The following is a 15,734-nucleotide window of genomic DNA, read 5'->3' on the forward strand; positions in this document are numbered from 1 at the left end:
AGTGAAAAATTATCGCTCAAATCTTGATGAATACTATGAGCTATTTGAGATAGCCACTATTTTGTACTTATATTAGGAAGCCGCATATGGCATCACAATTTACCCTGTTTCGCAGTCGCCGCTTTACGCCGATGTTTTTTACCCAGTTTTTGGGTGCTTTTAATGATAACTTTTTTAAACAAGCGCTGCTTTTGGTTCTAACCTATAGTGCAGCGGCCAAGTTAGGTGCCTCAGTTAGTTTACTGAACAATTTGGCCGCCATGTTGTTTATTTTGCCTTTTTTCTTATTTTCTGCCCTAGCAGGACAATTGGCCGATAAATATGAAAAGTCACGCCTAACTTGGTATATCAAAGTGTTAGAAGTGGTCATTATGCTACTGGCCGCTTTTGGGCTGATTTTTGAAATTTATTGGCTGCTATTTTTGGCGCTATTTTTATTAGGTGCCCAGTCCACTTTCTTTGGCCCCATTAAATACGCTTATTTGCCTCAAGCGATGCAAAAAGATGAGCTGGTCGGTGCCAATGGCCTGTTTCAAACCGGCACGTCCCTGTCGATCCTAACCGGTATGATGTTTGCCGGCTTATTTACCCAAATGGAAAACCATTTGTATTGGGTCAGTGCCATGGCGTTACTGATTGCCGCTTTGGGCTTGTTGGCCGCCAAATTTATTCCAAGAATGCCTGCAGTACAGCCTGACTTAAAAGTGAACTGGAATATCTTTAGCACCAGTATGGACACCATTAAGTATCTGTATTCGCTGCCATTGTTGTTTTTTATCATCTTAGGTAACAGCTGGTTTTGGTTCTATGGCGCTACCTTTTTGACCCAGACTCCTGAGTTTAGTAAGGTTATTTTACAAGGCAATGAGTCTGTGGTTATCTTTTTACTCACCTTATTCTCAGTGGGGGTCGCTTCAGGGTCTTTGTTATGCAAAACATTGACCAAAAATCAGGTGAGCTTTAAGTTACTTCCCTTTGGTATCGCAGGGCTCAGCCTATTTGCCATAGATTTATATTTTTCGTTATCTGCACTTACTATCAGTACTGGCAGCTTATTAGGTATTGCAGAGTTGTCTGAGGTGAGCGGTAGCTTTCGGGTATTTGCAGATCTATTTTTCTTAGGCTTTAGTGGCGGTATTTATATTGTGCCTTTGTATGCGGCAATGCAGGCTTACTCACCTATTAGTCACAGAGCGCGAGTCATTGGCGCCAACAATATCTTTAATGCCATTTTTATGGTCAGCTCCGCCATCTTTTCTATCGTGATTTTAAATCTATTAAAAATGCCTTTGCCGCAGCTGTTCTTAGTGACGGGTATCTTAAATATCTTATTTGGGATAATGCTATATTTTAAATTAAAAAAATATCAAGGCACCCTGAGTATTCAAGAAGACGCGCTTATCTAAACGCACAAAGCGTTCACAACCACACCCATTAGAGATTTAAGCGAGCCGCTGCTTTGACGTGGTAAAGCCATAAAAAAGCCAACCTTTAACAATAAAGGTTGGCTTTTTTATTTCGGTCTTATTTTATACCGTCATTATGACTCAATACGGTTGATTTTTTTGGTCACTATCAAAGCAATAGGAATGGCCACTAAAGCCCCCCCCACAGCGGTACTAATAATATGTGGAATGTCATCGAAGCCAGTTACCAAAGCGGCCACCATAAATACGCCAATAATAACTGTCGCTGCCATTCCCCAGATCATACTTAATAATTGCCAGTTCATAATCTCACCTTTAATTAATAACCTTAGTTTATGATTTATTGTCTATAGGTATAGTTATACACCATATCCTTATTTTTTTTAAGGTTTTTTACGATTATTTTCATAACCGGCTGGGTCTCTTATTTTTAAAGACCTAAGCCCAACTAAATGCTATAATAAAATCCACGACCGCTCATAAAAACACATAGATTTAAGTTCGACAATTCACCCAATCAAAAAACAATAGTTATCAGTAAAACCACTGCATCAGTAAGGCTTTGTTTTATCAATAATTTTTAAACTCTCCCTTCATGTCAGCTGTTTTTCACAGCCCACCTCTTTTGATATTTATGGCCCAGTTCTACGTTATCACGACACTTATTGACCTAAATAAGCATTGCGTGTGTGTTATTTTTGCAAACACCGATAGATTTTGAAGCCAATTGACTTTAAATTAACGGTTCTGAGTCAAAGCGGCATTATTTTTATTTAAAATAGCTTAGCGTGCTTTGATATAACCCACCTAACTTGATAATCACAGGCGCTGATATGAGCTCACCCTTGTCTTCTACCCCAAAAAAAGACAGCGACAACCTAGGCATGATTACAGTACCGTATTTTCAATTTGTGCCCAATGCGGCAAGCTATGCTTTTGACAAGGTAAGCTATAAAGCGGTGCCCAATAAAAAAATTCATTGCCACTGCCCCCTTATTATCATTGAGGCAAATTGGATAAATGAGCCTATGATGGATGTGGCGGTGGCAAGCTTGGAGGAAGAAGAGGCAGCAGCAGAGCAGCAAATAGCGGCCAAAGAAAAAGAGCGCTTGGACTATCTGTCAAGCCAAAAAGCCGATCCGAGTAATAAGACTCAGCAAGCCGTGTTGGCAGCTAAGCAACTGATCACTGAAGCTGAAGATGTTGAGGAAGCAGGGTTAAGCGCCCCAGATTCTGATAGCGATGTTCTGGATACTCAAAATCCAGAGACTCAACATCTTGATACTCAGAGCATGGCGGCCGTTGAAGCTGATGAGCCTGAGTTACCTGAAGAGGATAAGCCGTCAGAAGAGATCAGTGAAGAGGATCAATTAAAAAAGGATAAAGAAGCCAAGCTTGAGTCTTATAAGCAGTTCGTTGCTGAGCAGCAAAGTCAGGTAGATATCGACTATCAAGGCATACGGGTCAATATCGAGGCCAATGCTCTCCCCAGTCGCATGTATTTTATTATGAATGCTTTGTCTGCCATTATTGCCAGCTACGGCTTGGTGATTAACTCAGCAGCAGTGGTCATTGGCGCTATGTTGGTGGCCATGATGCTAGGCCCGATAAGTGGTGTGGCCTTGGCGATTATTGATTACCGTATGCCTTTTTTACGAAAATCACTTTTGACGGTACTTGCTGGTGGCGCTATGGTGGTAGTCATCGGCTTTGTGGTGGGTTTTATACACCAAGATACCCCTTTAACCAATGAGATTTTGTCGCGTACTCAGCCCACGTCAATGGACTTAATGATTGCCTTGGCTGGCGGGACTGCAGGCGCATACGCCATGATCTCTCCGCACCTATCTGTGGCTGTGGTCGGTGTCGCTGTGGCAACCGCTTTGGTACCGCCGTTAGCCGCCAGTGGTATATTGTTTGCGCATGGAGAAGGTACGCTTGGCTTAGGTGCCCTGTTATTGGCCCTGACCAACATCATTGCCATTCAATTTACCAATGCCTTGGTATTGTGGTTTACTGGATTTCGTAGGCTGATGGAAGACGATTACAAAAGCAATCCAACTTTGGCCTTCTTACGTCGTAATGCGGTGCCTTTATTACTGTTGACCAGTATCGGTGTGTATTTGACCTATAACTTTAATGCCATTACCAAAAAGCAAAACTTTGAAACTCAGGTCAAAGAAAGCATCAATGATTATTTTATCGACCAAGGCAACTCGCTAACAGCTACCCAGTTTGTTAATCGAGATGGCTATCAAATGGTACGTGCTGTGGTACGCGGTGAGACTCGCCCCTCGCCTAGAGATGCTCAGCAATTAGAGCGCCAGATTAATGACAACCTCATGCCAGCTTATCCCAAGCAGTCTCCTGTGCGTATCCAGCTGCGTTATATGCCAGTGGTGGTCATTGACTCTAGCCCCGGCCACGGTGAGGAGCTAGATAAGACCGATGCGGCTATTTTGGCCAATGAATAACCGATACAGACACTTGAGTCATATGCCTTAATAGCAATTTATGCCAATAGTCATGTTTTGGCGTTAAATATGCTAAACTTTGTCGCTATTATTTATAGCTGCCCGGTCAACGGCTCTGGTCGCCAATTTTTAGACCTTATTTGCACGTCAATACCGGCAGCGATAACCACTTTTGAATGAGTTTTTATATTAATCTCACTAAACCTTTAGCCTACTAGCCATTCTTTAAGGAGTTCATGTGACTCACTCTGCGCCCTCAAACCCTACTCAACTACCTTCTGATAAATTCTTACGCACAGCCGATGTTCGTCAAGCGTTTATAGACTTCTTCGTTAGCAAGCAGCATACCCATGTGCCCTCCTCAAGCCTTGTGCCGTACAACGACCCCACTTTATTATTTACCAATGCGGGTATGAACCAGTTCAAAGACTGCTTTTTGGGCATCGATAAACGTGACTACACTCGAGCGGTCACCTCACAAAAATGTGTGCGTGCTGGCGGTAAACACAATGACTTAGATAACGTCGGTTATACAGCACGTCACCACACCTTCTTTGAAATGTTGGGTAACTTCTCATTTGGTGATTATTTCAAAAAATCAGCCATCGCTTATGCTTGGGAATTTTTGACCTCAAAACAGTGGTTGGGCCTAGACGCTGATAAACTTTACGTGACCATTTATGAAAGCGATGATGAAGCCTTTGATATCTGGCACCAAGACATTGGCTTAGCTGCCGAGCGCATCATTCGTATTGGGGATAACAAGGGCGCCCCATATGCCTCAGACAACTTCTGGGCCATGGGTGATACTGGCCCTTGTGGTCCTTGCTCTGAAGTATTCTATGACCACGGCGAGCATGTAGAAGGCGGCCTACCTGGCACACCTGAAGAAGATGGCGACCGCTATATTGAGGTTTGGAACTGTGTATTTATGCAGTTCAACCGTCAGCCAGATGGCACCATGGAGCCACTGCCTGCACCTAGTGTCGATACTGGTATGGGTCTTGAGCGTATCAGCGCTATCTTGCAAGGCGTGCACAGCAACTACGAAATCGACTTATTTGTTAACTTAATCAACAGCGCTGCAGACATCATTGGTATCAAAAATGAAAACCAAGCGTCTTTAAAAGTGGTGGCCGATCACATCCGTGCGGTCAGCTTCTTAATTGCTGATGGCGTATTGCCAAGTAATGAAGGCCGTGGTTATGTATTGCGCCGTATTATCCGCCGCGCTGTGCGTCATGGCAACAAACTGGGCGCAGAAGACAGCTTCTTCTACAAAATGGTAGCGCCTTTAGTTAAAGAGATGGGCGACGCTTATCCACAGCTGGTTGAAAAGCAAGCCTTTATCGAAAAAGCAATCGAAAAAGAAGAAGTGCAATTTGCCAAAACCTTAGCTCAAGGTCTGCGCTTATTAGACAGTGAACTTGAAAGCTTAAAGTCAGGTGATGTGCTCTCAGGCGAGGCGGCTTTTAAACTGTATGACACTTATGGCTTCCCTGTTGATTTGACCGCAGACATCACCCGTGAGCGCGGCATTGGTATCGATGAGGCCGGCTTTGATGAGCAAATGAACATTCAGCGTCAGCGTGCGCGTGATGCAGGCAAATTCGATGTGGATTACTCAGCGGCCATTAAAGTTGAGACCCCTACTGAATTTGTAGGCTACGAGCAGCTTGATGAAAAAGAGGTAAACATCATCGGTCTGTATCAAGACGGCAAAGAGGTTGAGGTATTAAACGAAGGTGACGAAGGCGTTATTGTCTTAGACCGCACTCCATTCTACGCAGAAGGGGGTGGTCAAGTGGGTGAAATGGGCGAGATTCGCACGTCATCAGGGGTGTTCAATGTTGAGGACACCAAAAAATCTGGCCAAGCCTTTATCCATCACGGTGTGGTGAATATGGGATCGCTACAAAAGAGCCAAACTGCTGACGCTCAAGTTGTCTCAGCAATTCGCTCAGCCAGTGCCCGTAACCATTCAGCCACTCACTTGTTGCACGCAGCACTGCGTAAAGTATTGGGAGATAGCGTATCGCAAAAAGGCTCACTGGTATCAAGCGAAATGTTACGCTTTGACTTCTCATACGACAATGCGGTCTCTCAAAAAGATCTGGCCACCATTGAGCGCTTGGTCAACGAGCAAATCCAAGCCAACGTTGAGACCCATATTGAGCTGATGAATATTGATGATGCGATGGCCAAAGGGGCTGCTGCTTTATTCGGTGAAAAATACGGTGAGACAGTACGCGTATTGACCATGGGTACCACTGAGATTGAAGATGGCATACAAAAGCCCTTCTCTATTGAGCTTTGTGGTGGTCTGCATGTGAAGCGTACCGGCGATATTGGCCTGTTTAAAATCACCTCAGAGTCTGGTATCGCTGCCGGTATCCGCCGTATCGAAGCCTTAACGGGTATGGGCGCTCTGCGTCATATACAGCAAGCAGACAGCCAGTTGACAGCCCTTGCTAATCAATTAAAAGCCAAACGCCCTGAAGTGGCTGACCGTGTACAGACCATGGCAGACAAACAGCGTGAACTTGAAAAACAGATTGAGCGTTTGAATCAAAAAATCGCCAGTGCGCAAGCAGCAACCTTGGTGGATAATGTACAGACCATCGCTGATAAAAAAGTGCTTATTGCACAAGTGGCTGGTATCGATGGCAAAGCAATGCGCGGGCTTATTGATGATATCAAATCCAAGCTACAAGATACCATTATCATCTTAGTCGGTGAAAAAGATGGCCAATTGGCACTTGCAGCCTCCGTGAGCAAGTCTTTAACTGGCGACATCAAAGCCGGTGATATTATCCGTCATTTAGCTGGTGAGCTTGAGGGTAAAGGCGGTGGTAAACCAGACTATGCTCAAGGCGGCGCGCCAAGTAGCGATAAACTGACCGGTGTGATGCAAGCGCTGCCAAACTGGGTGGCAAGTCAACTGAGCTAACTATTGACCCAACATAAATCCTGTATATAAATGGGTCATATAACGGATTTATATAAAAATTGCAGCGCTGTGGCTTAAGTTAGGTCAGTCCTTAGCGCTGCTTTAAGCCATCGGTTATTAACTATTGCGATAAGTTTAGTGATTAATAACTATTTACCATCATTAAAGTCTGTTGCATGCTTTGATGGCACTGTGCGGTTGTGTTATAAAGTACGTTTGTCTAAGGCGAATGCTGGGATAAGTGACTATCAGTGATCAGCCACTTAAGCCAACACAGCACCGTCAAAGGCAGGTTTCCATAAACTAGGCAATGACCGTTTTTTATTATTACTCTCTAAAATAACTTATGTACTCAAGGCATGCGGTACACTTTGGCCAGATAGAGTCGATATAAGTTGGCGCGATAGTAGTAGAGATAATGGGCAAAACCAAACTTTCAATTCAAAGGGTTTCACATGGCATTGATTGTACAAAAATATGGTGGTACGTCGATGGGCAGTATCGACCGTATCAAGAATGTTGCAAAGCGGGTTAAACGCTGGCATGACCATGGGCATCAAGTAATTGTTGTCGTATCAGCCATGAGCGGTGAGACGAACCGTTTAATCGACCTGGCCACTCAAATTAGTAAGTACCCTGATCCGCGTGAGTATGACCAAATGGTCTCAACGGGCGAGCAGGTATCCATCTCCTTATTGTCTATGGCAATCAAAGAGCTGGGTATCGGTGCACGCTCCTTTACCGGCGGTCAAGTGGCGATTAAAACTGATAATAAGCACAATAAAGCACGCATTGAATCCATTGATGCCGAAAAAATTCAAGCACAGCTCGATGACGGCAATGTGGTCGTGGTAGCAGGATTTCAGGGCATAGATGCCGAAGGCAATATCACCACCTTAGGTCGTGGCGGCTCAGACACCACAGGTGTTGCCCTAGCGGCAGCGTTAGGCGCTGATGAATGCCAGATTTATACGGATGTAGATGGGGTGTATACCACCGATCCTCGCGTCACCTCAAAAGCACGTAAGCTTGATAAGATTACGTTTGAAGAAATGCTAGAGATGGCGAGCCTGGGCTCAAAAGTTCTGCAAATTCGTGCCGTTGAGTTTGCTGGTAAATACCAAGTACCTTTAAGAGTACTGTCGAGCTTCGATGAAGGTCAAGACGGTAGCTTTGATGAAGAATTCCGCCAAAACGTTGGCACACTGATTACAGTAGACGAAGGAGACGACATGGAACAGCCGGTCATTTCAGGCATCGCATTTAACAGAGATGAAGCAAAAATTGTGGTGCGCGGTGTGCCAGATCATCCAGGCATTGCCTCTGGTATCTTAACCCCCATTAGTAATGCCAATATCGAAATCGATATGATTTTGCAGAACCTATCCGATCAAGGCTTAACTGACTTTAGTTTTACTGTCAATCGTCCTGACTTTGATAAGGCCATTACTATCTTAGAGAGCATCAAAGGGGACATCGAGGCCAAAGAAATCCATGGCAATACCGATGTGGTCAAAGTCTCACTTGTGGGTGTTGGCATGCGCTCTCATGCCGGTGTGGCCAGTAAGATGTTCCAAGTATTGGCCGAAAACAACATCAATATCCAGATGATCTCTACCAGTGAAATCAAGATCTCTGTATTGATTAAAGAGCAGCATCTAGAAAAAGCGGTTAAATCATTACACACCGCCTTTGGCCTAGATCGTGCAGATGGCGAAAGCAAAGTTGCGGGTCTGTAATTGCTAATATGTCATGACTAGCTTGTCATTGCTGACTATCTAGTGATCCTGCTGTTTTTTATACACCAAAGCCGGCTTTAACTTAACAGTTAAAGCCGGCTTTGTATCTGATGTCATTTATATTTTGAATATATGTGACTTAAGTTCAACAGGAAATAACTGGCATATCGTGCCTAATCTGCGGTAGATTAGAGCTGTCAGACTAAATATCTTGCCCCTGTTAGCCGATAAAACGCTAAAAAGGGGGATTGCTAATGACATATAGCCCATAAAGCCTTATAATACTCTGTTCGAATACGGCCTATGTGAGATTATTTAAGATAACAGCGTACCACGCTTTAGCTTAGGGCAAATATCTCAGTCAAACACAGGTCGCCTCTATTGAGGGCAAACTGAATGGGCAACATTATGACTATTTCATCATTTGGCATTTGCCAATTTTTTTTACTGCGACATAAGGAGTGTGACGCATGTTAATTTTAACTCGCCGTGTGGGTGAAACTTTAATGGTTGGTGACGAGGTAAGTGTCACTGTATTGGGCGTTAAGGGCAATCAAGTTCGTATTGGGGTTAATGCACCCAAAGATATCGCGGTGCACCGTGAAGAGATTTATCAGCGCATTCAACATGAGCGTGCTATGCAGTCTCAAATGCAGCATTTAGAACAAGGTAACTTCCCTACCTCATTCGATGATGACGATTTTTTTAATAGATAGCCTATAGCTTTTAGCGTATTATCTTTGTCAGCTATTTTTTTAGCTGACAAAGCGCCCAAGCTTACGGTTTTTATTGCGTATAACACTGCGCTTTTAACAGATCGTTTTTTAATTGATAATGAGGCCATTATGAGTATCCGACATTCTGACGTGTCTGCACTGCTAAACGGACTAAACAAAAAAGCCATTGGCTTTAATGATGTGCTTAACTTTATTGATGACTTTTATCGCTATACCCCAGTCAAATTTAGCAATGGTGACTTGGTCAATGCTGTGGGTCAAAACGAAGGTAGCGCAAAGGTATTTGGCTTTGCCAAGCACCATGGTTTAAATCAATTAGATACCCTAAAGCTGTTTGCAGAGCATTATGATGCTGTTGTTGCAGCGCCTAAAGGCACAGACCACCCGAATATCCGTAACTTTATTCATTGGGGCTGGCAGGGTTTTTTGATGGAACACAATCCATTAACTGCCCGACCGAGCGTCGATGTAAAAAACATCTAAAGCTTAGATAAATGATAAAAATCAGATAAGTGATAAAAAAGACCAACTTCAAGTTGGTCTTTTTTTATGAGTAGCGATCAGTATTAGGGCTTATGAGCGGAATTTAACAGGCTGAATAGCACCTTTAGGATTGGGCAAGTTAGGATAGTGATGTTCATGCTCAACATCACACTCCTCACCCACGACAGTGCCATCTTTTTTTACTGGCTTGTGGATATAGCCCACACGCTCTTGTGGCGGTAAATGTTCATGTTCCCACACCATAACCGCTTGCATGCACGTCTCGCGCTGCTCTGGGCTCAGCTTTCTGCCATCAGGCCATTTACCAAGCTCAATGGCTTGGCGAAAAGAGGCGACCAACTCAGGGGTCATGACCGCTAAAATTTCTTCTTTATTCATTATCCTACCTCATTGAATACAAACAAATAGTTAATTGATGACCTCTCTTTATAACTCGTCATCTTCGCCATCTAGAGCAAATTCTTCAGCATGAACATTCCAATTAAGCTTGGTGCGACAGGCTTCATAAAAATCAAATCCAGGTGGGTGTAATAAGGTTAGCTTATCGGGGTGCTTGCGAATATATAGCCGCTGGTGCTGATCTAATGCCACACTTGGCTTGCCATCGGCACTGACCATGGGCTGAGTACGATTGTCTTTGTGAATACGGATGATAATCTCGCTTTTGTCACTGACCACAATAGGGCGACTAGACAGGGTATGCGGATGCATGGGCACCAGACAAATAGCATCTAAGCTTGGGTGAATAATAGGACCACCCCCAGATAAGGCATAGGCGGTGGAGCCTGTCGGAGTGGCCACAATCAATCCATCACTGTGCTGACGATACACATCTAGCTCATCGATGGTAAGCTGAAAGTCTATCATATGCACCGACTTACCGGCATGCAAAACCACATCATTGAGCGCCATGTCCTGATGCACAATTTTGCGCCCTTCTCGGATTTCCATGGTCAATAAAAAGCGCTGATCAAGCTGATAGTCGCCCATTAATACTTGGCGCAGCTTCTCACCCACCTCATCAGGATTAACATCGGTCAAAAAGCCAAGGCGACCTCGGTTAACGCCCAATACTGGGACACGATATCGAGCCAGCGCCTGCGCGGCATGTAAGATGGAGCCATCGCCACCCACCACAATGACTAAGTCACAAATCTCGCCCAGTAGGCTACGTTTTACAATTTGCAGTTTATTTAATTTTTCAAGCTCAAGATCAGGCAAGGTGGCGGTCTCAGAGTCCACATAAAGACTCAATCCCATCTCATTAATTCTTTGCCCAATCTCATGAATGGTGGTAATGACCCCACGTTTGCGGGCACGACCCATCAAGCCAATGCGCCTAAACGCTGGGTTTTTGATAGAATGAAAAAGAGAAGAGTCGGATAAGTTCGGCAGCTTATCGGACTGCTCAGAGCGTTCCATAGGCTTCAGCTTCAATAAATAGGTCATTAAGATTAAATTAAAGAGCCCTAAGCAGCAGCTCTCACATCATTTAAGGGACTTTATCGTTCAAGATTATAACAAGCGTAAGCGTACCACATTATCGATTTTACTGCATTAGTCGCCCGGTGAGTTTTGTGCTGATTGTCATCTCTTGTCGCTCACATAGCCATCTTGCAACCGCCGCGATTTACCCCCATATACAGTATACATACCGCTTTTATCGTCTCTACTAGCTGCCACAATTATTCACAGTCGTTAACCGCCCTTATCCGCTATTATGTTATGTCATTTAGCAGGCTATCCAATCTGAGTTATCCATCTAACAATCATAATAGATAATCATCATTTGACTCAGTTGGCCTTTTGATTTCTCCATAGGCTCATTGTGCCTTCACACTACAGCGGTCAGTTTTTGCCACCCTTACCGAAATAAGCTATTATGGTCGATAACTGGCTGTAAAAAACAGCTAAGACTGACTAAAATTTACAGCATCTTATTAAATAAATTATTAATCAACCTCATTAATTAAAGGATTCAATGATTATGGCAAACCCTATTGTCAGCCGTACCGAACTTGCGGTGGGTGGTAAAACCATGACCGTCCAAGGCGTGGTACAAAAAACCAGCTTTTTATTGGGACTGAGCGCTATTGCCGCTTTGGGCTTTTTCTTCTTTATTATCCGTGGCGGTATTAGCGGTGGCATGGCACAAATGATTACCTTTGGCAGTATGTTTGCCGCCTTTGGTCTAGCCTTGTTTATTACATTTAGACCCCAAAAAGCCAAAGCTTTGGCCGCCCCTTACGCCATTTTAGAAGGTCTATTTTTGGGCGGTGTCTCTATCATGTTCATGGGTATTGATCCAAGTATTCCTGCTAACGCATTGGCCGCTACCTTTGTCACAGCTGCTGTTATGCTGGGCTTGTACCGCTCAGGCATGATTAAGGTCAATGAAAAATTTCGCTCAATCATGATGTCGGCTATTTTTGCCATCATGCTGATCTACATCGTTCAGTGGGGCTTTGTATTATTTGGCTCAACCCTGCCTTTCTTGTTCCAAACTGGCGGTCTTGTGGCTATCGGCTTTAGCTTATTTGTGGTGGTGGTGGCCTCATTTAGCTTGCTGCTGGATTTTGATAACATTGAGCGCGGTGTGGCAGCGGGTGTATCAGAAGAGTACGAATGGATTTTTGGTATCGGTATATTAGCCACCCTAGTATGGATGTACTTTGAATTTATGCGTCTGTTAAGCCACTTCCAAGATTAAGCGGTAAACAAAGTAGCCTGCTTACGCGATTTTTTAATCAATAAAATCAAAAAGGTCGCCTCACTTGAGGCGACCTTTTTTTATGCAGGCCATTTTACGCTTAGCGGTATAAGCGATAAGCACATTTAGGCTCGTTTCAAACGCAGTGCATTAAGCACCACCACCAAGGAGCTTAGTGACATACCAATGGCTGCCAGCCAAGGAGGAACATAGCCAAAGGCGGCCGGTAGTAGAACCACAGAGTTATAAGTTAAGGCCCAGCGCAGGTTCTGTTTAATAATATTTTGCGCCTTATCAGCGATGCGCTTGGCATCGGATACAGCTGCCACTTTACCATTTAAAATCACACTATCGCTTGAGACTTGAGCTAAGTCAGCCGCCCCAGCAATAGCGGTAGAAATATTGGCTGCCGCCAAAACTGGAGCATCATTAATACCATCACCGACCATCATGACCACATGACCGGCATCTTGCAGCTGCTTAATGTGCGCCACCTTATCTGAAGGTGATAAGCCAAAATAGACCTTATCTACGCCAAGCTCTTCAGCCACAGTCTGCGCATGTGAGCTTGGATCTCCCGTTAATATTACAGTTTCAATGTTTTGAGCTTGCAGCTGATGGATCATCTGCGCCACACCATCTCGCACACTGTCATTGAAGTAATACAGCGCCAGTGGTTGCCAGATATCTGGTGAGCCCCCAGCAGCATCAGCTTGACGCTCACAGCGGGTCAACATGACCACCGTGCTGGCACGATGGCGCTGCAAGTCAATTTCATAAGGCACATTGCTGCCTGCCTTACTGTCATCACGATTTAAAGCAAAGTCCACATGACCGAGCCGATAAGTATGGCCGCCGCCGATATCACCTACCTGTGCCTCCACCCCGCCTGCAGTGTGATGCACCAATTGATTGACCACCGGTAAATGTAGCTGATACGCGGCATCCAACAAAGCGGTGGCTATCGGATGACGACTGCCCACCTCTAGCGCTGCTGCGATGGCCAATAAGTCATCTTTATCTTGAATGGCATCAGTCTGTAGACCAGCATCTAATTGAGGCTCATGGCTCAAAGGCTCGATATACAGCAAGTTAGGCTTACCATAAGTGAGTGTCCCAGTCTTATCGAAGGCCACATGAGTAATTTCAGCTAAGGTCTGAATGGTATGACCACGAGTGGTTAAGAACCCATAGCTTGCCAGTCTATTGGTCGATACCGTTAATGCAATAGGCGTGGCCAATGACAACGCACAAGGACAAGTGGCAACCAAGACGGCCACGGTGGCCCACAGCGCTTCAGAGGGGTCGACCAAGTACCAGCCGATGAATACAAACACAGACAACACTAAAATCCGTGCCACAAACCAGCGCGCCCACTTATCTGCTTGCTCTGCCACTTTAGGCTTTTCACTCAGGGCTCGGTTCATTAAACGGTCAATTAAGGCAATTTGACTGTTCTCAGGCAAGGCGGTGACCAGCATAATAAAAGGCTGGCTATCGTTTTGTGAGCCGCCGATGACCTTTTCACCTCGATGTTTGACAATCAATAAACTCTCACCAGTAAGCAGACTTTGGGAGACGGTCGCCGTCTCACTACACAGCAGACCATCTGCCACTACTTCACTGCCCGCTTCAATCAAGATAACATCACCGATTTTAAGTGAGTGGGCGGTCACAGTATCGCTATGAGCAGCGTCACTCAGGTAGCGCCCCTCGTCAATCTCAGTGTCTGCTGACATGGCGTCAACAACAGGGTGTTGGCCATTTGAGAGCGTATCTGCAGCAAGTGCCGGCTTATTGCGCTGAGCCAAATGGATGAGGTTACCAAGCTGCTGTAATTGTTTATTTTGTTCAATGGTCAAATCAATTGGCGCATTGGCTTCATCCAGCTTGGTTTGTATGCCTTGTTTTTCAGCCTCCATACTCAGCATGATGGCATCGACCAGCTGCGGCTCATGACCGATTTTTTGTACTAAGGTGGTTTCAACCACCACCAAGTCATTGGCCATGTTTGCCGCTTTAAGACGTGCATTGTGCTCGATATAACGCCCAGCGAGTAAAAAGAACACAAACATGCTCACTGAGTCATAATAGGTCTCACCATGTCCTGAAATGGTGGCGTACAAGCTGGCAAAAAAGGTAACGGTTAAGGCGATACTTACCGGCACATCCATATTCACCTGACGCACTTTTATGGCCGACCACGCAGAGGCAAAAAATGGCACGGCACAATAAAAGAACACAGGAATGCTAACAAACAGCGATACCCAGCGCAAAAAATCACGCTGTTCTATGAGCATACCGCTATAACTGGTGTAATTGCCAAAGTACATACCCACCGCGAACATCATGGCCTGCATAGCACCTAATGCCGCAATGCCCAGTCTTATCATCATCTGCTTATTATTGCGCGCCAGCATCGCCTCATGGGTGTCTTGTCGATAAGGCTTGGCATCATAACCAATCTGATTGATGGTGACCAAAATATCACTGATAGGCAGCTTGGTTTCATCCCAAATCACCCGCATGCGCTGATTGGTTAGGTTCACCTGACACTTATCTACGCCTTCAAGCTCATATAACCGCGTTTCAATCAGCCAAGTACAGGCAGCGCAGCGCAAATTACTCACCGACAACTCTGCCACCGATTTGCCCTCTGCGGCATACACAAATTGCGCTTGAACCTCTTCATGATCATAAGCTCGCAGACGCTCAAGCTCAGTGGGCAAGCTTGCGGTACGGTTAATCTCAGAGCGATCCAAATAATACTGCTCAAGCCCCGCCTCTACGATACTTTCAGCCGCCAATTGACAGCCCATACAGCACATAAGGCGTGATTCGCCCAGCACTACCGCAGTAAAGGGGGGTGTTGGTACCGGCTCAGCACAATGAAAACAGCAGCCTTCAGGCGGTAAAATCAGCTCATTGATGTCCTCAGACAAATAGCCGTACTCAGAGGAGGCAGCTTCAGGCGCTGCTAAAGGGGAGGAAGAAGGGTTTGAACGCTCATTAAGATGGGTCATAGCTGTCGTCACTACACATTGTCGCACAAAAAGATGCGCCTATTGTATCAGGTCTGCATGCCTTACATCGTCACAAACGTGATTAAGGGTCGCCGTCAGCAATAGCGCTTTAACCATTATGAGGGCGAAGTGTATTTTTGAAAGTTTACGCTTGATTAAATCAGGCGCTT

11 protein-coding genes are annotated in these 15,734 nt (G+C 45.0%); 7 read left to right on the plus strand and 4 right to left on the minus strand.

Annotation, left to right across the window (positions count from 1 at the left end):
- Nucleotides 1-86 precede the first annotated feature (86 nt).
- A complete protein-coding gene (locus tag JMX92_RS01035; protein WP_011960830.1) occupies nt 87-1,406 on the plus strand; it encodes an MFS transporter in 1,320 nt (439 codons plus the stop codon).
- 134 nt (nt 1,407-1,540) lie between these two features.
- Here JMX92_RS01035 and JMX92_RS01040 read toward each other — a convergent pair whose 3' ends face one another.
- Nucleotides 1,541-1,732, minus strand: a complete 192-nt coding sequence (locus JMX92_RS01040) for a hypothetical protein (RefSeq protein ID WP_201543392.1) — start codon at nt 1,730-1,732, stop codon at nt 1,541-1,543.
- Between the two features lie 528 nt (nt 1,733-2,260).
- On the opposite strand from JMX92_RS01040, the gene JMX92_RS01045 reads away from it, so the two are divergent.
- The 5 genes from JMX92_RS01045 (at nt 2,261) to JMX92_RS01065 (ending at nt 9,810) form a co-directional block, all read left to right on the plus strand.
- Nucleotides 2,261-3,901 carry a DUF389 domain-containing protein gene (locus JMX92_RS01045; RefSeq protein WP_201543394.1) on the plus strand — a complete coding sequence of 547 codons (1,641 nt, stop codon included), beginning with the start codon at nt 2,261-2,263 and terminating at the stop codon, nt 3,899-3,901.
- Nucleotides 3,902-4,139: 238 nt separating this feature from the next.
- Nucleotides 4,140-6,851 carry an alanine--tRNA ligase gene (alaS, locus tag JMX92_RS01050; RefSeq protein ID WP_201543396.1) on the plus strand — a complete coding sequence of 904 codons (2,712 nt, stop codon included), beginning with the start codon at nt 4,140-4,142 and terminating at the stop codon, nt 6,849-6,851.
- 455 nt (nt 6,852-7,306) lie between these two features.
- Complete coding sequence (locus JMX92_RS01055) at nt 7,307-8,590, plus strand: aspartate kinase (protein ID WP_011960834.1); 1,284 nt, start codon at nt 7,307-7,309, stop codon at nt 8,588-8,590.
- Nucleotides 8,591-9,060: 470 nt separating this feature from the next.
- A complete protein-coding gene (gene csrA / locus JMX92_RS01060) occupies nt 9,061-9,306 on the plus strand; it encodes a carbon storage regulator CsrA (RefSeq protein WP_011960835.1) in 246 nt (81 codons plus the stop codon).
- Between the two features lie 129 nt (nt 9,307-9,435).
- Nucleotides 9,436-9,810 carry a HopJ type III effector protein gene (locus JMX92_RS01065; RefSeq protein ID WP_011960836.1) on the plus strand — a complete coding sequence of 125 codons (375 nt, stop codon included), beginning with the start codon at nt 9,436-9,438 and terminating at the stop codon, nt 9,808-9,810.
- Nucleotides 9,811-9,900: 90 nt separating this feature from the next.
- On the opposite strand, the gene JMX92_RS01070 is transcribed toward JMX92_RS01065, so the two are convergent.
- Together JMX92_RS01070 and JMX92_RS01075 are read right to left on the minus strand one after the other, a co-directional pair.
- Nucleotides 9,901-10,209 (minus strand): YeaC family protein, encoded by a 309-nt coding sequence (locus JMX92_RS01070; protein WP_011960837.1) that lies wholly within the window; start codon nt 10,207-10,209, stop codon nt 9,901-9,903.
- Between the two features lie 48 nt (nt 10,210-10,257).
- Nucleotides 10,258-11,280 carry an NAD(+) kinase gene (locus JMX92_RS01075; RefSeq protein WP_011960838.1) on the minus strand — a complete coding sequence of 341 codons (1,023 nt, stop codon included), beginning with the start codon at nt 11,278-11,280 and terminating at the stop codon, nt 10,258-10,260.
- A gap of 538 nt (nt 11,281-11,818) precedes the next feature.
- Between JMX92_RS01075 and JMX92_RS01080 the strand changes: the two genes are divergently transcribed.
- On the plus strand, nt 11,819-12,541 hold the full coding sequence (locus JMX92_RS01080) for a Bax inhibitor-1/YccA family membrane protein (RefSeq protein ID WP_155587028.1): 723 nt from the start codon (nt 11,819-11,821) through the stop codon (nt 12,539-12,541).
- A 125-nt stretch (nt 12,542-12,666) separates the two neighbouring features.
- Here the strand turns inward: JMX92_RS01080 and JMX92_RS01085 are convergent, their stop codons facing one another.
- Nucleotides 12,667-15,564 (minus strand): heavy metal translocating P-type ATPase, encoded by a 2,898-nt coding sequence (locus JMX92_RS01085; RefSeq protein WP_201543398.1) that lies wholly within the window; start codon nt 15,562-15,564, stop codon nt 12,667-12,669.
- Nucleotides 15,565-15,734: the final 170 nt, after the last annotated feature.

Source organism: Psychrobacter sp. H7-1 (assembly GCF_904846585.1).
Classification (GTDB): domain Bacteria; phylum Pseudomonadota; class Gammaproteobacteria; order Pseudomonadales; family Moraxellaceae; genus Psychrobacter; species Psychrobacter raelei.